Below are 20,324 nucleotides of genomic sequence, written 5' to 3' on the forward strand. Positions count from 1 at the left end.
ATGCCCGAGAACATCAGCACAGGCGGCGATGAGGCCGATGAGGACATCACCAACGAGAGCAAACCGGTGAAGGCCACGGGTAATGAACAGGACGCAGCTTCGTCGGACCGATACCCCGAGGCCATGAACGAGGACGGCACAGGCACCGGAAGCTTCGAGCCCGGCATCCAAGATCGTGACGAGGAGGATTCCGGTGACATCACCCAGTCCCACCAAGTCATCCCTGAACCCATCGATGCGGGCACATCACGGGAAACCCCGGTCAATGGCAAGCCCCCACTGCCCATTTCAGCCGAAGATCTGCCTGATCTGAGGGAAAACGGCGATGACGACGAGGCGACGCAGGATCCGCAGCTTCGCAGGAACAGAGATGAATTCACCACTGTCTACGATGTGATCGACGAGCTGGACAGCATGGTCGAAAATGCGAAGTCGGGAATATTCAGCCCCAACATGGCCCACATCGACCGCGCCGAATTCTCGCAGAGACTCGGGCAGCTGAAAACAATGCTTCCCGTGCAATTGGAACGCGCTTCCTCCCTGATGCGCGAGGCCGAACGCAGGCTCACCAACGCACAATCGCAGGCAAAATCCATCGTTTCCAAAGCGCAAAGCACAGCAGCACAAATCACCAAGGAAGCCGAAGAGCAGGCACAATTCCTGGCGGGTCACGAGCGTGTCACACAACTGGCCCAGGAACGGGCACGCACCATCGTCGGTGAGGCACAGGAAAAATCGGAGAAACTCACTAACGGTGCGAACGACTACTGCATCGATGTCATGAAGAATCTACAGGAACAACTGGCGAAATACGCCAGCGACGTCAACAATGGCCTCACTGTTCTCAAGGAGCGCGAGAACGAAGCGTCTCAACGCCTTTCCACGACTCAACGGCAAACCCTTTCGAGCGAGGTGAAAAACCGCAACGGCGATGCGTGAATCAAAACCCGTCGTGCAGCATGGGCGCTTGTGGACGAGACCGACATGGACGGCAGCCGAACACCTACCGAACGGTCACTTCGCCTCACGCCATGAAGCTGTCAGGGAAATGCGCGACGTGTGCGTCGATATGGAAAATATCATCGTACACGACGAAGAATGCAGAAGAACAATGCAGAAAGAAAGCGAATCACTTATGCGATCACACCAGGAACAGGATTCAGGGCAAGGCGGACGCATCCGTCCGGACAGTTCCCCTTGGGCGTATGCCGTGGGGCAGGTGTCCTCAAGGCCGGGCCAGAGTCAGACGGTGGATGCTCAATTCCCCGCACCGAGCGGCATCGGTGATGCAATCGTCGGTGTCAAGGAAGGCGACATCGTCACAGTGAACGGCTCATTCGATTCGATTTCCGATGGGTTGGTTTTCACTGGGACGTTCGACGCTCCGGTACATGCCGAATGCACCCGCTGCCTCAAACCGATTGACCGAGGCTGGAACATGGACGTCACCGCGTTCTTTCCTTATGACGCCGCTTCGCTTTCTGCGCGCCAACGACCGGGTGGCAGACAGACCGCAAAGGACGAATTCGACATCATCGATGGTGAGGACGAATCCGAGGACGTGTACCCCTTGAGCTCCGATGGTGAATACGCCGATTTCGAAGCACTGTTACGCGACACACTCGTGGAGGGACTACCACTGCAGACGTTGTGCAGGCCGGATTGCCTGGGATTGTGCCCACAGTGCGGCATCAATCTGAACGATGCGCCGAATCACCACCATGAGACAGTGGACGACCGGTTCTCGGTGCTGGCCGAGCTGAAGGACAAGCTGAAGGAAGACACCACGACCGACGGGCGCTGACACGGCAGCGGCCGCCCAACACCACGCCCCATTGCAAGCAAAGGCACGGGCACACGGCGCACAAACCGAGACATGTTCTCATTTGTACCGGGTCCACATTAGACTATACTTCGCTTAAGCACGTAAGTTCGAACGAATTGAGGATTATCATGGCACTGCCAAAGTACAAGACTTCGCGAGCCAACACGCATACCCGTCGCTCCGCCTGGAAGGCGCAAGCGGTGAAGACCATGGCTTGCCCCAATTGCGGGGCTCCGACCAAGGCCCACATGGCCTGCCCGAGCTGCGGTTCCTATAACGGCCGCGTGTACCGTGAGGCGATCAGCTCTACGCTCAGCAAGTGAGCGGACCGCTTGAATAATTGCGAATAGCATATATGAGAGGGCCCTGCCATCGACGGGTGGCAGGGCCCTCTCATATATGCTGCACCGCCACGCGATGGATGCAAGACATGTCATGAGCCCGGAGACCATACACCAAAACGCGCCCGTCATCTTTGCCACCGACATCCGCCGGCAGGCGATATCATCGATACGGACGAACACGGACGGAAGACTGCGCCCCTGATAATCGAAAGCGATGAGTATGACCAAGAACCATGAACCACAACGCACGAACCCACATACGTCGACGAACGGTCAAGCCGACGCTCACGCCACCGGCCGCAACGACCCCGATAGACCCGCTGCGGACCGCGCCACGACCGATGCCTTGTTCGCACGACTGGGAACGACGCTGCAACCCGATCTACTGGTCCAGGCGCTCACGCACCGCTCGTTCTCACACGAGCATGAAGGAGTGCCGAACTACGAACGGCTCGAATTCCTCGGTGACGCCGTACTTGAGCTCGTGGCGACGGAAACCTTGTACCGCGAACATCCCGATATGAGCGAAGGCCAACTTGCCAAGATGCGTGCGGCGGCGGTCTCGGAGGACGCGCTTTCACAGATCGCACGCGAAAAATTGCAGATAGGCCCCTACATATTGCTGGGTCGTGGCGAAGCCGAAGACGGCGGCGCGCAGAAAAGCTCGATTCTGTGCGACATCGTGGAATCGCTTATCGGAGCGACATTCGTGGAACACGGAATCGAAGAGGCAAGGCGTGTCGTCCACCGGCTCGTCGACGACACATTGGCTCAGGTGGCTACGGAAGGACCAGCGCTTGACTGGAAAACCTCCTTCACCATCAAGGCGCATGAGATGGGGCTGGGAGAAACCTGCTACCGCATGGCTGTCGGCGGCTCGCAGACCTCGCCGCAATTCACCGCCGAAGCGATGGTGAGTGGATCGGATGAGGTATTGGGCAAAGGCACCGCAAGCAGCAAACGCAAGGCGCAGCTCAAGGCGGCGCAGATGGCATGGATTGCCCTCGATGAACGGCGTGACGGTCACGACCACGGGGACAAACACTGAGGCACCACAAGGGCGGTGCCTTCCGACAAACCATCGCCACCGGACGAGTCATCCATCAAATCCGTCTTCGGTCCGTCATCAATCGGTAGCGCATTTTCGTCCAGCGGTCCGTTCGGGCATGCTGACCAGCATTCGAAACGAGAGTACTGCACACCTTCCAGGCCATATACCATTGCTTCTCATCGGGACCCGGCACCACACGGGGGACGTATACGACATCGCGGGCAATATGAACGTCGCATTGGTGCCGACGTCAAGTCGCACTGAATCCGAAGTCCTGTTTGCGCAGAGAGGAATGAGACCATGGCAAACACAGCTCCATTGCAAACATTGCGCGCCGTGGCGCGACCTGAAGGCAAGACCAGGGAGACCGACGACGGCCAAGGCGAGCATATGACCGGAGCCCAGGCCCTCGTACGCACGTTGGAGGATCTGGGCGTGCTCGACGTGTTCGGCATCCCCGGGGGCGCCATTCTTCCTGTATACGACGAAATCAATCCGGACACCAAGTTTCGTTTTGTACTGATGCGCCACGAGCAGGCCGCGGGACATGCGGCTGAGGGTTATGCCGTATCCACCGGAAAGGTGGGCGTATGTCTGGTCACCTCAGGCCCCGGAGCCACGAACATGGTCACGCCGATCGCCGACGCGAATATGGATTCGGTCCCTTTGATGGTCATCACCGGTCAGGTCGGGGTGGACGCCATCGGTACCGATGCCTTTCAAGAATCCGACACCGTGGGCATCACCTACCCGGTCGCAAAGCATTCCTATCTGGTCACCGATGCCAACGACATCCCTCGCGTGCTCTCGGAAGCCTATTACGTTGCCCAAAGCGGCAGACCTGGTCCTGTGGTCGTGGACCTGACGAAAACCGCGCAGGTGGGGACGCTGAATTACACCTGGCCGCAACGGCTCATCCTGCCCGGATACCATCCCACCACGAAGCCGCACGGGCACGGACTACAGGAGGCCGCGACGCTGTTCGGACGTTCGTTCCGACCCGTACTTTATGTGGGTGGCGGAGCCGCCCGATCCAACGCAGGGGCATTGGTGAAACAGCTGGCAGACCTCACCGGGGCCCCGATAACCACCACATTGCCGGCGCGCGGCATCGTCCCTGACAGCGACCCAAAGAACCTCGGCATGCTCGGCATGCACGGCACCGTTCCAGCAACGGCCGCCGTGCAACGATGCGACCTGCTCGTGGCCATAGGCGCACGATTCGACGACCGTGTGACCGGCAAACTGAGCGCCTTCGCCCCAAGCGCCAAGGTGGTGCACATCGACATCGATCCCGCGGAAATAGGCAAGCGCCGCCAGGCTGACGTGCCCATCGTAGGTGACGTGAGTGAGGTACTCGAAGGCCTCATCGATGCCATCAAGGAAGAACAGGAACGCCACGGCAAACCCGACCTAGGCGCTTGGTGGAAGATCATCGATGGCTGGCGCACCGACTACCCATCCACGTTCGCGGAACCGACCGACGGGTCATTGGCTCCTCAATGGGTCGTCCAACAGCTTTCACAGCAGTGCGCACAGGACACGATCTGGGTCTCCGGCGTCGGCCAGCACCAGATGTGGGCCTCGCAGTTCATCGACTTTGAGAACCCGCATTCCTGGATATCGTCCGGAGGCCTGGGAACCATGGGATTCGGCCTTCCGGCCGCCATCGGCGCAAGTATCGCGCAAAGCGACGTTCCTTCGACGCAACGAAACGGAAACGCAGCAAACCAGACAAACCCGGCCAACCCAGCAAACCAGACGAACCGTACTCTCGCGCATCGACGGCCGGTGTGGCTCATCGATGGCGACGGCAGCTTCCAGATGACTTCGGAGGAACTCGCCGCCGCGGTCCTCGACGGCGCTCCGGTCAAGATAGCCATACTCGACAACTCGGTTTACGGCATGGTCCGTCAATGGCAGACCCTGTTCTACGGTCAGCATTACTCCCAAACCAACCTCCAGGAAAGCGAGGGTGGTTTCGCAGCGCAGGACATCGTTCGGAATGGACAGGCCACGGCGAACTGCCCTGACGGCCTGACGGGCATACCCGATTTCGTGAAGCTGGCGGAGGCATACGGATGCGTCGGACTGCGGGCGCGAACGAAGGACGAAGCAGTCGAGGCCATACGGCGGGCCAACGCGATTGACGACAGACCCGTGCTCGTCGATTTCATCGTATGGAAGGATGCCATGGTGTGGCCCATGGTCGCGGCGGCCGCATCCAACGACGAAGTGACCTATAAACCAGGAGTGCAGCCACTGCTGCGCCGCAACACGCACAACGTCCAGGACGAGACCACGCAGGAGGCTACATCATGAGCGATTACCCCGCTTCACAGGAAGGCTCACGCCGCCACACCCTTTCAGTGCTCGTGGAGAACAGACCCGGTGTACTCGCACGGGTGGCGGGCCTGTTTGCCCGCCGTGCCTTCAACATCAACTCGCTCTCCGTCTCCCCCACCGAGCGCGATGACATCTCCCGCATCACCGTCACCGCAGATGTGGCGCAGGCGCCGCTCGAACAGATCATCAAACAGCTGAACAAACTGCTTCATGTCCTCAAGATCGTGGATCTGGACGGTTCCACAACGGTGGAACGCGAGATGGTGCTCATCAAAGTGGCGGTCGATTCCTCCAACAGATCCGATGTATTGGAGTTGGTGCGCATGTTCCGCGTCCGGGTCGTGGATGTACACACCCAATCGCTCACCATCGAGGCAACGGGCGGCGAAGATAAAATCGAGGCGCTCCTGGAGATGCTCGGGCAATATGGAATCATCGAGCTTGTGCGCAGCGGTGCCGTCGCCATGACACGTGGACCCCACGCACTCAGCGAAAAAGTGGTGGGGTCGCAAATCAAAGGAAGGTGACTCCGCCTCCTTTCAAGTGTGACTATGACACAACTGGCGTCTCCAGTGGGGAAACCGGGGCGCGCATAGTCGGATGCCATTTCGGTGACTCCTGCTCCTCGACTTCGGTCAAGTTCGCATACCCCGCCTCGTACATCGCGACGACATTGCGGCAAGGACATCGAACCCGACGCTTAGCCGGATTGGCTTCGTGACGCTGTTTTGGCCGGTTGTCCCGACCTTCGCCTTCGTCCCCGCCCTCGACCATCGATACAACCCGCCGGCCACGAAACCACTCATTTCGGCTGGCGGTGCAAGGCACAATACGCCATGCGAGTACTTGAAACCCGACCGCTGCCCGCCGCGAGCTACAGCGGTAGCTTAGCGGGCATAAACAGGCGTTTGGAAATCAGGATGCGGGAGTTGCTCACTCTACCTGTTCGGAAAGCTCCATCCACTCGTTCTCAAGTCCCTGGGACTCCTCAGCATTGCTCTGCAACTGCGAGTTAAGCTTGGCCAGCCCCTCGAAATCGCTGGGGTCATGAACCGTCATGCGTCTCTCGATGCCGGACCTGACCTCCTCAAGCTTCGCCAGTTTGCGCTCTATGGCACTGATGCGACGGGTCGCATCGTGGAAGGCCCTGCCCGTGAGCTTGGGAGTGGCGGAGTCATCTGTGGCACCGCCACCGGCATTAACCTCGGAACCCTCGAAAGCAGTGTCGCCAGCTGAAGCGGTCGACGCAGATCCAGCGGAGCCGGACCCGCCCCTACCGGATCCACCACCGGTGTTGCCGCGGCCGTTCAGCTCATCAAGAGTTTCGCCGTTTTCGATGCGCCGCACCATATCAAGATAGTCATCCACGCCGCCGGGAAGATGACGCACCTTCCCACCGATGAGCGCAAACTGCTGATCGGTGACCCGTTCCAACAGGTACCGGTCATGTGAGACCACGATGAGAGTCCCGGGCCAGGAATCAAGCAGATCCTCCATGACAGCGAGCATGTCGGTGTCAAGGTCGTTGCCTGGTTCGTCCAGGATCAGGACGTTGGGTTCATCGAGCAATATCAGCAGCAACTGCATGCGTCGCTTCTGCCCGCCGGAAAGATCTCGAATCGGGGTCATCAGCTGGGCCCCGGTGAAGCCCAACCGTTCCATGAGTTGGCCCGTGGTCACTTCCTTGCCGTCAAGCTCGTAGGTCGGCTTGTAGCGGCTCAGCACCTCCTTGATCTTGTACTTGCCAAGGCGCTCCAATTCGTCCAGGCGCTGCGAGAGCACCGCGAACTTCACCGTCTTTCCGACCTTCACATGGCCAGTGGTCGGGGTGAGGGAACCGTCGATGATCTTCAGCAGCGTCGATTTGCCGGCGCCGTTGGCACCTACGATGCCGAAACGATCACCGGGGCCGATGAGCCAGGTGACGTCATCGAGCACCTCACGACCACGAACCGTCACCGTCCGTGCGGCGCTCGTACCATCCGCTCTGTCCCCGCCATCGACCGCGATCTGAACGGAACCCATCGCCTTAGGCTCCTCATATAGTGCGGAGACCGTATCCGCTCCCTCGACGACGCCACGCTCGTGCTCATAGATCTGGGTCACACCCTTGAGGTCCACCACCTGCTTGCCCAAACGTGAGGTGGCCATGCGTTTGAGTTCCAAAGTGTTGCGAAGCGGCGGCACATCGTCGATGAGGGCATGCGCCTGCTTGACGTGGAACTTCTGTTTCGTGGCTCGGGCCCGGGCTCCACGCGTGAGCCAGGCAAGCTCCTTACGCGCCAGGTTGCGTCTGCGCTCCTCACGGATATCGGCCTGCCGATCCCGTTCGACGCGCTGCAGCATGTACGCGCTGTAACCTCCCTCAAAGGGATCGATGACGCCGTCGTGCACCTCCCACATGGATTCGCACACCTCATCCAGGAACCAGCGGTCGTGCGTGACAAGCAGCAGCGCACCCTGCCCCTTGCTCCAACGATTCTTCAAATGCTCAGCCAACCAGTGAATGGTGACGATATCCAGATGGTTCGTGGGTTCGTCGAGTGCCAGGATATCCCAATCCTTCAGCAGCAACCGCGTCAGATCCGCGCGCCTCCGCTGCCCGCCCGAGAGCGACCCCACCTTGGCATCCAGACTCAGACCTCCGAGCAGCGCCTCCACAATCTGCCGGGAGCGCGGGTCCGAGGCCCACTCGTAGTCCTCTCTGCCTTCCAAAGCGGCCTGACGTACCGTCGCGTCGTCGTCGAGCGAATCCCTCTGGCTCAGCAGGCCGAAAGTGACGCCGTTGCGACGGGTCACCTGCCCCGAATCCGGAATCTGCGACCCACTGAGCAACTGCAGCAATGTGGATTTCCCGTCACCGTTGCGCCCGACGATGCCGATGCGGTCACCCTCATTGACCCCCTGGGTCACATCTGTGAAAATGGTTTTAGTGGCGAATTCCAGTGATACGTGTTCAAGTCCCAAATCAAAAGTAGGCATAATGCTTCAATGCTACCGCTGGTGCAGGTCTTTGCTCTCGCGCACGACCGCCTATGACGCCGTGACGGGCCAATGCTGTTGACCCCGATAGCCACCCTGTGAAGAGGATTCCGTTCAGCAGAGCATGTCCGCCTGCGCGGTTTAGCCCGACTTCGACGGTCATGAAAATCCACCGCGCACAAGCCGTATGCACCTGGCAACAGGCGGGAACTCCGCTGAACGAAATCACATGGTCATACCAGCAATCTCATCAAGTTCTGCGTGCATGAGGCAACATTGTCCAACGTCCCGGCGATGGCTTCCTGAAGGGAGACCGCACCTGGCGAGACCGAGAACACAGCGTCGATACCGACATCGTACAGTTGCTCGATGCCGGCTCCTTTGCTCCCAGCCAAAGCAATCACCTTGCATTGCGGAGAGACGGATTTCACGGCCTGTGCCGTTCCCATCGGCGCCTTGCCATATTGGGTCTGGTAATCGATTCCTCCCTCACCGGTGAAGCACACATCGGCACCCTGCGCCTTTTCCTTCAGATGGGTGGCTTCGACGACCGTCTGTACACCCGAACGCATCGCCGCATGAGTGAACGCAAGGAAACCCGCACCAAGCCCGCCGGCCGCGCCAGCGCCTGGAACACCTTCGACCTCGCGCCCCAACTGGTCGCGAATCAAGGCCGCATAGTGACGTAACGCATCGTCAAGTACAGACACCATATCACCGGTCGCACCCTTTTGCGGTCCGAACACCGCCGAGGCACCACGCTCACCCGTCAATGGGTTCGTGACATCGGAGGCAAGGAGAATCCGCACGGAATCCAGACGCGCGTCCAGCCCGGACACATCGATGGAGCTCAGATCTGCGAGCGCGGCACCACCGAAAGGCAGCTCACGTCCCTGATCGTCAAGTAATCTCACGCCGAGCGCCTGAGCCATGCCGGCGCCGCCGTCATTCGTGGCGCTTCCCCCTAAACCGATGATGAATGACGTCACGCCACGATCGAGGGCGTCCTCGATGAGTTCGCCAGTGCCGAACGTAGTGGTGCGCAATGGGTCCTTGGTATCGTCATTGACGAACTGGATACCACTGGCCGCCGCCATCTCGATGACCGCAGTCACTCCATCACCCAACAGACCGTACCACGCCGTGACCGGAGTGCCCAACGGCCCCGTGACTTCGGCGCTGACGAGTTCCCCGCCGGTGGCGTCCACCAAGGACTGCACCGTTCCCTCTCCACCGTCGGCCATCGGCACTTTGACGCATTCGGCACCCGGGGCGACGACCCTCACCCCTTTTTCAATGGCATCCGCGACTTCCTTGGCAGTGGCCGCTCCCTTGAACGAATCCGGTGCTATGACGATTTTCATATGCTCTCCTTTCACTGTCAGTCCAACGCCTCTCAGAACACGAGGTACATCAACGAGGCGACGATGGTCATCGTCAGACCTACCAGGAACTCGAATGGCACCACTTTCATACGTTCGCCAAGAGTCATGTTGACCGACTTCGCGGTGACATGGAAATAGTTGCCGTGCGGCAGCTGATCGATGACCGTGGCACCCGCCTGCATCGTGACGGCGGCCGCGACTGGCGAAACCCCGAATCTGAGGATGGCGCTTCCGAACGAGCTACTGCCCAAAATCACCGCGGTCGAGGTGGATGCGGATGCAGCACCCATCAGTATGCCGGCGATCGGGGCCAGGAACGAACCGGAAATGCCCATGCCGGTTATCAGACGCACAATCTGCTGGGGCAGATCGGAAGTGGTGATGAGGCCGCCCAAGGCACCGGCGCCGATGAGAATGAGTACTACATCCACCATACGATTCAATCCGGCTTTGGTGTAGTCCAGAATGTGCCCACCCTGCTTCATGGCGAACAGACCTATGATGGAGGCGATCGGAAGAATGTACATGGCATCCACTTGGAACCGCTGCAACAAACCGATATGCAGCAAGGATCCCACAGGATTGACCATCAGAAGGACGACAGCAACGACCGGGGCTACCAAAGCCCGGCCGATTGACGGAAGTTCCTTGTCCCCCTTCGCGTCGCCACCGCCCTTATCCAGGTCGGCCATGGTCACGACGGTGCCCCTGTGCTGCGTGAGTGTGGCCAGCAGGACCGCGACGGCAAGACCGCACAGCGCCGGTATGAAACTCGCTATCATGACCTGCGACGGCTGGATTTTGAACCCTGACGCCACCGCTATGGTGTTGGGGTTCGGGGAGATGATGTTGCCGGCCTTGCCGCCACCGGAAAGAGCCACAAGAATCGCAAGCTTGGATATCTTCATCTTGGAGCCAACCTCGATTGCAATCGGTGCCACGATGAGCACCGCCACCGGAATGAACACACCTACGGCGCACAGTATCATGGTCGCGAAAGCCAACGAGAATATGGCCAGCCCCTCACCGAATTTCGACACGATGGTCCTGGCTATGGTGTCCGCCGCACCTGATTCCATCATGACGCCCGCCAACACACCGGCCGCAAGCACGCGGACCACTGTGCCCATGACGCTCTGCGAACCTTTGATGACGATGTCCACGGTTTGCGAAAAACTCGCACCACCGATCAGGCAACCGACAATGGCGCCCAGCAGCAGCGCGTATGTGGTGTTGAGTTTCATCAAAATGAGCGCGATGGCCAAAGCAAGACCCAGCAACGCCGCCCACCAGCCAACGGTAATGGTCATGTCAATCCTCCTTCGGAAACTGAAATACCTCGATGACGCACGGGGCCGCATCATGAACACGTGTGTCCCGGCGCTCACCCCTCTTCAACAGTGACGTACATCACACATACAGTATGTGTCCGAAAATCCGAAAGTTCCATGTATTCACGCCTACCGATTATTCATAAAAAACGGTAAACTCTGTTACACGTACTATTTCCTGAACGTAGGCTGTCGATTCATCAACGCCATACGTCGAAACGAGATGCATATGACCATCGATCCGAAAATCGCCCAAACCATCGTCTCGAACATCAAGGACGTCCTCCACCACGAGATCAATTTCTTCGACACCCAGGGGACGATCATCGCCAGTACCGACCCGTCGCGCGTCGGCAACATCCATGGTGGAGCCGTTCTGGCCATCGCGCAGAAACGCACGGTGACCGTGGATGGGACTCACCGCTACCCCGGCGCCCGCGACGGGATCAATGTGCCGGTCCTGTTCAACGGCGAGGTCGTGGCCGTGGTCGGGGTGACAGGAAATGCGGAAGAAGTGGAGGACTTCGGCAACATACTCAAGAAGATGACCGAGATCCTGATCAGAGAGAACCTCAACCAAATCAGCAACTTCGACCGTAGGCTGATGGTGGCGGACGTCGTTCTCCTCCTATCGAACGAGCATAAGGACTCGGGACTCCTCAACGTGCTTGCCTCCACCCTGCGAGTCGACCTGTCCACCCCAAGGCGCGCCATAATCGGCAGGACGCTCACCGGAACGCGGGTCGACGAACGAACCTACGAAGCAATCGAGGAACGGAAAGGCGAATTCGGGGATTGCCTCTTTTCAACCACGCCCCAGGAATGCTGCATCTTCAGTGACTGCAAGGATATCCATCATCTGCGCAGCACGCTGTGCGACGACGCCTTCACCACCCAAGGGCAAGGTCTGTTCTTTGGCATCGGTGAGATCATGGACGACTTCAGTGCGTACTGGAAAAGCTATGACCAGGCCTCCTCGGCCGTGGACTGGGGAACATTCATGGCACAGCACGAAAAAACGAGACCGACGAGCCAGTGTCCCACCATCCCGGCCCCAGGAAACACGTCGTCCAGAAGTCTGTTCCCAAGAGAGGCGATCGACGCGGACCCGGGCTGCGAAGACAACCTACCCCAAACGGAACGGCTGCCTTCCAACTCAACGGTCTATGGCGATCTCGATTTCGGCATCATCGCACAATCGGTGCCCGGAAAACAAGCCATCGAATTCGTCAATCGCATATTCAACGGACTGAACGAGTCGGAAATAGGAGATCTCGAACGCACCTTCGCGGCATATAAGGCATACAACGGAAGTATAACCCGCGCCGCACGGTCGATGTATGTACACAAGAACACCCTGCAGAACCACCTCAACCGCATCACGGAAAAAACGGGCTACAATCCCAGGGTACTCAAGGACTATTCGATACTGGACACCGCTTTCCTGCTTCACGACTACCTGCACTGGCATGAGTGACCCGAGCGACGCATCCCGCTCCACGGCCTCGATTCACACCACGGAACGCACTTCGACAGGCCGCATTCGCAAAACCGACCACGACCCTACCCACGGCACGAAGCCGGACGGGCGCCACAACTCACACATAGCCAAAGCGCCCATACCGCATTCCCAGGAAAATCACATCTCGTGGGTGATTCCGTTTGAAGCACGTTCGCAAATCTGATGCTCACGCTTTCGAAACGTTCACCTCAAGCTCCCGAACGGAGTCGTCGGACATTACACTCATCGAAGTGGCGAGGGTCTCATCAGCAATCAGGCCACGGAACCGCTCGACCTTGGTGGCATCGGCGGACGGCACCTTGAGACACAACCTGATGCGGTCCGTCACATCAAGACCGGCGGCCTTGCGCTCGTCCTGCACGCAACGGATGGCATCACGGGCATAGCCTTCGGCCAACAGGTCATCGTCGAGCTCCGTGTTCAGAATCACGAATCCCCCCGAAGGCAACGGAGCGGAAACGTCGTTCGCCCCACCGGACTGATTCTCCTCCTGAACCTGGTTGACCAAAGTGTACTCGCCTGGTTCAAGCTCGATGTCGCCGTTGGGCGTATGCACCACAGGAACACCGGAGGCGCCGACCTCCCAATCGCCGCTCTTGGACGCACGGATGGCGAACTGAACCTGCTTGCCCAACCTCGGTCCGGCGGCACGCGCGTTAACCTTCAGGTCGTGGACAATCTTCAGTCCATGTTCACCTGCATCGGCTACGGATGAGAATTCCACCGATTTCACGTTCAATTCCGACCTCAGCAGTGCCTCGTACGCCGCCACTGCATCAGGATCGTCCACCAGCACGGTGAGCTTGGAAAGCGGCTGGCGGACACGGATTTGACTCGACTTGCGCAGGGACAAGGTTGCGGAGACGACCGCGCGCACCTGTTCCATGGCGTCCACCAAGGCTTGGTCATCCATCAGCACACTGCCGAGCACCGTATCCTGGCCGCCTTGGTTGAGCTCGTCCAGGGAGGGCGCGCAGACCCCCGCGCCATGCGACGCTTCATCACGGCGTGTGACGAACGGCCACTCGGCCAAGTGAACCGACTGCCCCCCCGTCAGACCGCGCCAGATGGTCTCCGCTTCCATCGGCGCCAAGGGCGCCAGCACGCGCATGAATGCCTCAAGCACCGTATACAAGGTGTTGAAGGCGTTCTCGTCCTCATTCCAGAAACGCTCACGGGTGTTGCGGATATACCAGTTGGTGAGCACGTCGATGAAATCCTGCACCGCGGCGCAGGCATCGGAGATGGCGAAGGTGTCGAGCGCATGCTCCACCGAAACGATGAGCCGACGCAGACGCGCCAACAGATACCGGTCCATGCTGGGCAGTCCGGCCACCTCATCGGCCCGCAGTTCACGCGCCTCGTATCCTTTGCCGCCGTTGGAGGCACAGGCATAGAGAGTGAAGAAGTAATATGAACTCCATACCGGCAGCATGACCTGGCGCACCGTGTCTCGGATGCCATCCTCGGTCACGATGAGATTGCCGCCGCGCAGGATCGGTGAACTCATCAGGAACCAGCGCATGGCATCAGAACCATACTTATCGAACACGCCGTTGACATCAGGGTAATTGCGCAGATGCTTGCTCATCTTCTGCCCGTCGTCGCCCAGCACGATGCCGTGGCAAATCACGTTCTTAAAGGCCGGACGGTCGAAAAGCGCCGTGGCCATGACGTGCAGGACATAGAACCAGCCTCGTGTCTGGCCGATGTATTCCACCACATAATCGGCCGGGAAGTGCTGCTCGAAATACTCTTTGTTCTCGAACGGATAGTGGAACTGCGCGAAGGGCATGGAACCCGATTCGAACCAGCAATCAAGCACATCGTCGATGCGATGCATATGCGACTTTCCCGTGGGGTCGTCGGGATTCGGCCGCGTCAGCTCGTCGATGTAAGGCCTGTGCATGTTGATGTTGCCTTCGCCGTCACGCGGGTAATCACCGAAGTCCGCCTTCAGCTCGTCCAGCGATCCGTACACGTCCACACGCGGATGGGCCGGGTCGTCCGAGACCCACACCGGGATGGGCGAACCCCAGAAGCGGTTGCGGGATATCGACCAATCGCGAGCGTTCGCGAGCCACTTGCCGAACTGACCGTCCTTGACGTTGTCGGGAATCCAGTTGATGAGTTGGTTGTTCGCCAAAAGTCGGTCTTTGATTGCCGTGACGCGAACGAACCATGAAGAGACCGGCTTGTAGATCAGCGGTGTCCCGCAACGCCAGCAGTGCGGGTAGGAGTGCACGTAGCTCTTCTCCTCGAACAGCAACGCTCGGCGGTCCTGCGGGATGCCGGCCAGTGGGCCGTCACCGTTGCGCAGGTTGCGGATGATCGGCATGTTCGCGTCGAACACATACTCACCCTCGTAATCGGGGCATGCCGAGGTGAAGTGGCATCCGGCATCGAGCACGTCGATGGAATTGACTCCATTGGCATTGAGTGTGTTCATATCATCTTCGCCGTAGGGAGCCTGGTGGACCAGGCCGGTTCCTTCGAGCGTGTCGACATAGTCCGCCGTGAGAATCTGGTAGGCGTTCGGTCCGGGCACATGACCCTGCGAGCGCGCCTCGTCCCCAGCGAAGTACGGAAACACGGGCCAGTAACGCCAACCCTTCATCTCTTCGCCCTTGAGTTCGCGCACCACCTCGTAGTCCTTGCCAAGGACCTTCTCGTAGTTCTTGAGCAACGGCTTGCCAAGGTAAAACTTCTTGCCGGCGAACTTGCCTTCGGTGGGCCGCACCTCCACGTAGTCGATGTCCTGACCGACGACGATGAGGAAGTTCGTGGGCACGGTCCAGGGAGTGGTGGTCCAGAAGACGGCGTAGGCGTCATCCTCATCACATAGCTTGACGGCCACGGAAACGGTGGTGTCCTGCCTGTCCTGGTACACGTCGTCGTCCATACGCAGCTCATGCGCGGAAAGCGGAGTGCGGTCTTTGGGGCAGTACGGCAGCACGCGGTAGCCCTTATAGGCCAGGTCCTTGTCATAGAGCGTCTTGAACGCCCACATGACGGATTCCATGTAGGTGGTGTCCAAGGTCTTGTACCCGTGCTCGAAGTCCACCCAGCGGGCCTGGCGATGCACGTAGGTCTTCCATTCATCGGTGTACTTAAGGACGGATTTGCGGCACGCGTCGTTGAACTTCTCGATGCCCATCTGTTCGATCTGGTCCACGGACTCGATGCCAAGCTCCTTCTGGGCCTCGAGTTCGGCGGGCAGACCGTGCGTGTCCCAACCGAAGACACGCTTGACCTTGCGGCCTTTCATGGTCTGGTAGCGCGGTATCACGTCCTTGGCGTAACCGGTGAGCAGATGCCCGTAATGCGGCAGTCCGTTGGCGAAGGGCGGGCCGTCGAAGAAGACGAACTCGTTGTCGCTGTGGTCACCGCTGGGATTGCGCTCGACCGATTTATCGAAAGTGTCGTCCTTGTCCCAGTAGTCCAGAACGGACTCCTCGAGCTGCGGGAAGCTGGGATTGGGGGCTATGCGCTCGGACTGGGCGCCCATGGCCGCTTTGGGGTATATGTGGCTTCGCGTTTGCGCAGCCGTAAAATTGCTTGATTGACTCACCGCGTACTCCTCACTAGCAGGTACATTCCTGCGAGGACGAACAGCCGTTGCATCGACCGCCGCGGTACCACCCCGCTTGCCGCACGCGCACCCTTGGAAGGAAAGCACGACGCGCGACCGCTTGAAACGGGCTATACGGGCCCACCCGTCGGTTCTAATAAGCCAGCGAAGCGCCATACCCGCCGGCCGTTCTTCCGAAAGCTCCCCGCTGATGACGGATCAACGCCTATATGAAGTAATATGCTAACACCGCCATGGGATGCACGCATCTCCGTGACCACACTGCGGAATACAGGAAATTCCTGCGACGGGCCGTCACGCGGTGGGCCTCCCGACGCCGCTGCGAAACAATGGCACGGCGGCGCCGGAATCCGAGAACCGCCGAACCTCGAAAATCTCCACCATACGGCACCAGCCCGTTCAGACGGCATACTTCGCTGGATCGGCGGCGAAGTTGCCGGCGCAATCGGCGCTGCAGAAGTAATAGGTCTTGCCGTTGTATTCCTGGCTTGCGGCCGCGGTCCTCGGGTCAATGCTCATGCCGCACACCGGATCCTTGACGGTGGTTGCGCCATCGTTCATGTTCATGTCCATTGTTCTTCCTTTCGTCGGTTCCGCGGATCGCCCGCCGGAACGCTGTGGTTGTGGAGCGTCGAACGACGCCCCCACATATTGGTTGGTTTCATTGGACTTCAGCACCTTCACGTCGGAACGACTCCTGCGCTTGAATGTCAGACGTTTCACCTTCACCTTGGACGGGTCGAAGGCTCGTAGACGATTGGCGTTGAGCACCACCGAAAGAGAGGAAAACGCCATGGCGGCGCCGGCGATCATGGGATTGAGCATGATGTGGAGGAACGGGTAGAGCACACCGGCGGCGATGGGAATGCCCACCATGTTATAGCCGAAGGCGAAGCCGAGATTCTGTTTGATGTTGCGCATGGAGGCACGGGAGAGGTCCACAGCCGTGACCAGCGCCGTGAGTGAGCCGGAAACCAAGGTGAGGTCGCTGGACTCAATGGCCACATCCGTTCCAGTGCCGATGGCAAAGCCGACATCCGCCTGCGCCAGCGCCGGAGCATCGTTGATGCCGTCACCAGTCATAGCCACTGTACGGCCTTCGCGCTGCAGACGGGCGACTTCTGCGGCCTTGCGCTCCGGACGCACGCCGGCGATCACATGGTCGATTCCCACCTGGGTGGCCATGGTACGGGCAGTGGTCTCGTTGTCGCCGGTGACCATAAACACGTCGAGACCACGAGATTTGAGGGCTGCGACGGCATCGGCGGAGTCCGGCTTGACGATGTCGGCAATGGCGAACACGGCGACGAGCGAACCATCGACGGCGACGAGCACCGGAGTCTTGCCTTGGCGGGCATAGGAATCCATGCACTGACGGGACGCTTCCGAAACGACGCCACCACGTTCCCCCATAAGACTGGCGTTGCCGACGACGACCTCACGACCATTGACCTTAGCCATCACACCGCCACCAGGTATGGATTCAAAGGAATCGACATCAAGCAACTTCGCGTTCCCGGCATCTGCGGCCTCCACGACGGCTTGGGCCAGCGGATGCTCGGAGTTGCGATCCGCAGCGGCCGCGAGCGCAAGAACAGACTCACGAGTAAACGCTGACGCTGCGGCATCGTCTCCGCCGACCAAGGCAATGTCGGTGAGCCTGGGCTTGCCCACGGTGATCGTGCCAGTCTTGTCGAGGATGATGGTATCAACCTTGCGTACCGTCTCCAAAGCCTGAGCCGAACGAATGAGCACACCATAACGGGCCGCTTTGCCTGTGGCGATTGTGACGGACAACGGTGTGGCTATGCCCAGCGCGCAAGGACACGCTATGACCAGAACAGCAACAGCGGAGACAAGCGCATGCATACCACGAGGCGCAGGCCCCACAAGCCACCAGACCACGAATGTCCATAAAGCGATGAGTATGACCATCGGCACGAAATAGCTGGCAATCTTATCCGCGAGCCTTTGGATCGGCGCCTTTGAAGTCTGTGCGGCACGTACCAATGCGATGATTTGGGCAAGTGTCGTATCACTGCCCACTTTGGTGGCCCGGTATCTGATCGTGCCATTGGTGTTAATGGTGGCGCCGGTGACTTCGTCCCCGACCTGTTTGACGACGGGCAGGGATTCACCGGTGATCATGGATTCATCGACGCTCGAACTCCCGGCGACAACCACCCCGTCAACCGGAAGCTGCTCACCCGGACGGATGACGACGACATCACCCACAACGACCTGATCGGCCGGAATCTCGATTTCATGGACTGTCCCATCGCCCGTCGTTGCGGTACGATCATCCCCCGGATGCTGCGGGACGGGTTCTACGGACCGATTCGACCCGCGCACCACATGTGCGGTTTTAGGCCTCAGATCGATCAGCGCCCGGATGGACTCGCCTGTGCCAAGTCGCGCATACGCCTCAAGCAGTTGCCCAACCAGCATCAGCGTGATGATGGTACCCACAGCTTCGAAGTACGGCTCGCGTGCTGCGGCGGGAAGTATCTGCGGAACAACGGTCACAACCACGCTGTATCCATAGGACGCGGCAGTGCCTAAGGCCACCAGCGAATTCATCTCCGGCGAACGATGAATGAGCGCCAGCCAACCGGTGCGGTGGATGGGCCAGCCAGAGTAGAACATGACAGGCGTAATGAAGGCGAACTGCACCCACGGGTCCATGAAGAACGTTACCAGCCCAGCCGGCAGCGCACCGAGCCACATGTGGAACATGGCGAAGAAGAACACCGGGACGGTGAGCACTGCAGCCACGATGAGACGGCGCTTCAGAACGGCGATCTCACGGCGGCGCTCCGCGTCGTCGTCTCCAGGAAGCTCATGACCCCCACCGTTCCCATCCCCGTCGCCGGAAGAGAGCCGGGAACCGTCCATCAGGTGCCTTGAAGCACTCCGGGCTGATGCGCCTCCGCCACGCGCTATCAGCGATGTACCGCCGCCCTGCACGCGAAAGAAACCGGCCTGAGACGCAGACAAGCTCCCCGAACGTATCACACTTATACCGCCCGGCCGTAACGATTCCAACGATGCCGTCGCCAAATTACCCATCTGCTTCCCCTGACTATGTCGCCTTGATGATGTTCCCAGCCCTACGCGGGACGTCTCCCGTCCCTGCAGGATCGACGTGTGCCTCATCGGTTCGCGGGCAGCACCTTGACCATGCCATGCAGCATGTTCATGCCGCAGGCATAGGGCAGATCGCCCGGTCGTTCGGGCGTGAACTCCACACTCGTCGTCTCGTACGCGGGCAGCATCCGGTCTATGCCAAGATCGCTGAACACCACATGGGACGAACACTCCCCGTCCTCCTGCCGTTCGAACTCAAGGCGCACCGGTTCACCGGCATGGACTTCGACCACTTGCGGCGTGTAGCCACCTTTGACCACGATATGGGCAATCTGCACGCCGCCCTTGCTTCCGACCTGGGCGGCCTTTCGGGGAGCGAAAAAATACCATATGATAAACGCCGTCAACATCAACGCTGCGACAATCAACACGACGTTCACACCTACGTTCCCGTTCATAGACACCCCATCCCCTCGAGCACATTCTCCTTACATTGGGAATTATACCCCCTAGGGGTATACTGGATATTCCGTGAACGAAATCATCTTCGTCTACCCTGACGCCATAGTCACGCATAGGCGACCGGGACGCAGAACTCACATGATTCGAATCCGCTCAACACGAAGAGGTACAGCGGCTCCCGCGTGGACAAGCCGCGGACCCACGGACATCCATTAGCCGGGTTGCCGCCGAGTTGACGAGGAACAACCACGAAACCATTCTCCACCGACTTCGTCTTACGCGGAAAACCGCACATGATGCCGAACAGCCGTCACACGTCCCTCTTAGGAGATCGCATGAAACCACAACACAACAACCCTTCCAACATCACCGAACACACCGTCGAAACACAGCGGGA

Annotated in this window: 13 protein-coding genes; 7 read left to right on the forward strand and 6 right to left on the reverse strand. The window is 59.4% G+C overall.

All coding sequences use genetic code 11. The features are described 5' to 3' along the window. From BBOMB_RS03910 to ilvN, 6 genes are all read left to right on the forward strand, one after another. Complete coding sequence (locus BBOMB_RS03910; RefSeq protein WP_052377430.1) at positions 1-939, forward strand: hypothetical protein; 939 nt, start codon at positions 1-3, stop codon at positions 937-939. A gap of 196 nt (positions 940-1,135) precedes the next feature. Beyond that, on the forward strand, positions 1,136-1,804 hold the full coding sequence (locus BBOMB_RS03915) for a YceD family protein (protein ID WP_044087306.1): 669 nt from the start codon (positions 1,136-1,138) through the stop codon (positions 1,802-1,804). 149 nt (positions 1,805-1,953) lie between these two features. Continuing rightward, entirely contained in the window at positions 1,954-2,148 is a 195-nt protein-coding gene (gene rpmF / locus BBOMB_RS03920) for a 50S ribosomal protein L32 (protein ID WP_044087091.1), read from the forward strand. Between the two features lie 235 nt (positions 2,149-2,383). Continuing rightward, on the forward strand, positions 2,384-3,217 hold the full coding sequence (gene rnc / locus BBOMB_RS03925; RefSeq protein ID WP_152570117.1) for a ribonuclease III: 834 nt from the start codon (positions 2,384-2,386) through the stop codon (positions 3,215-3,217). Between the two features lie 303 nt (positions 3,218-3,520). Beyond that, positions 3,521-5,542: an acetolactate synthase large subunit gene (locus tag BBOMB_RS03935; protein WP_081867283.1), complete on the forward strand. Its 2,022-nt coding sequence runs from the start codon at positions 3,521-3,523 to the stop codon at positions 5,540-5,542. Further along, the gene (ilvN, locus tag BBOMB_RS03940; protein WP_044087089.1) at positions 5,539-6,093 is read left to right on the forward strand and encodes an acetolactate synthase small subunit; all 555 of its coding nucleotides are present in this window, start codon (positions 5,539-5,541) and stop codon (positions 6,091-6,093) included. Before BBOMB_RS03935 ends, ilvN begins: the two co-directional genes overlap by 4 nt. A 406-nt stretch (positions 6,094-6,499) precedes the next feature. Here the strand turns inward: ilvN and BBOMB_RS03950 are convergent, their stop codons facing one another. From BBOMB_RS03950 to BBOMB_RS03960, 3 genes are all read right to left on the reverse strand, one after another. Beyond that, on the reverse strand, positions 6,500-8,548 hold the full coding sequence (locus BBOMB_RS03950) for an ABC-F family ATP-binding cassette domain-containing protein (protein ID WP_044087087.1): 2,049 nt from the start codon (positions 8,546-8,548) through the stop codon (positions 6,500-6,502). Between the two features lie 233 nt (positions 8,549-8,781). Beyond that, on the reverse strand, positions 8,782-9,912 hold the full coding sequence (locus BBOMB_RS03955; protein ID WP_044087086.1) for a glycerate kinase: 1,131 nt from the start codon (positions 9,910-9,912) through the stop codon (positions 8,782-8,784). Positions 9,913-9,944: 32 nt separating this feature from the next. Next, on the reverse strand, positions 9,945-11,243 hold the full coding sequence (locus tag BBOMB_RS03960; protein ID WP_044087085.1) for a GntP family permease: 1,299 nt from the start codon (positions 11,241-11,243) through the stop codon (positions 9,945-9,947). A gap of 250 nt (positions 11,244-11,493) precedes the next feature. Between BBOMB_RS03960 and BBOMB_RS03965 the strand changes: the two genes are divergently transcribed. Then, entirely contained in the window at positions 11,494-12,741 is a 1,248-nt protein-coding gene (locus tag BBOMB_RS03965; protein ID WP_052377431.1) for a CdaR family transcriptional regulator, read from the forward strand. Between the two features lie 211 nt (positions 12,742-12,952). Here the strand turns inward: BBOMB_RS03965 and ileS are convergent, their stop codons facing one another. From ileS to BBOMB_RS03980, 3 genes are all read right to left on the reverse strand, one after another. Further along, entirely contained in the window at positions 12,953-16,294 is a 3,342-nt protein-coding gene (gene ileS, locus BBOMB_RS03970; protein WP_044087299.1) for an isoleucine--tRNA ligase, read from the reverse strand. A gap of 483 nt (positions 16,295-16,777) precedes the next feature. Continuing rightward, complete coding sequence (locus BBOMB_RS03975) at positions 16,778-19,447, reverse strand: heavy metal translocating P-type ATPase (RefSeq protein WP_238549882.1); 2,670 nt, start codon at positions 19,445-19,447, stop codon at positions 16,778-16,780. Between the two features lie 83 nt (positions 19,448-19,530). Continuing rightward, entirely contained in the window at positions 19,531-19,923 is a 393-nt protein-coding gene (locus BBOMB_RS03980; protein WP_044087082.1) for a cupredoxin domain-containing protein, read from the reverse strand. Positions 19,924-20,324: the final 401 nt, after the last annotated feature.

Origin of the sequence: Bifidobacterium bombi DSM 19703, assembly GCF_000737845.1 — a bacterium.
GTDB classification, from domain to species: Bacteria; Actinomycetota; Actinomycetes; order Actinomycetales; family Bifidobacteriaceae; genus Bifidobacterium; species Bifidobacterium bombi.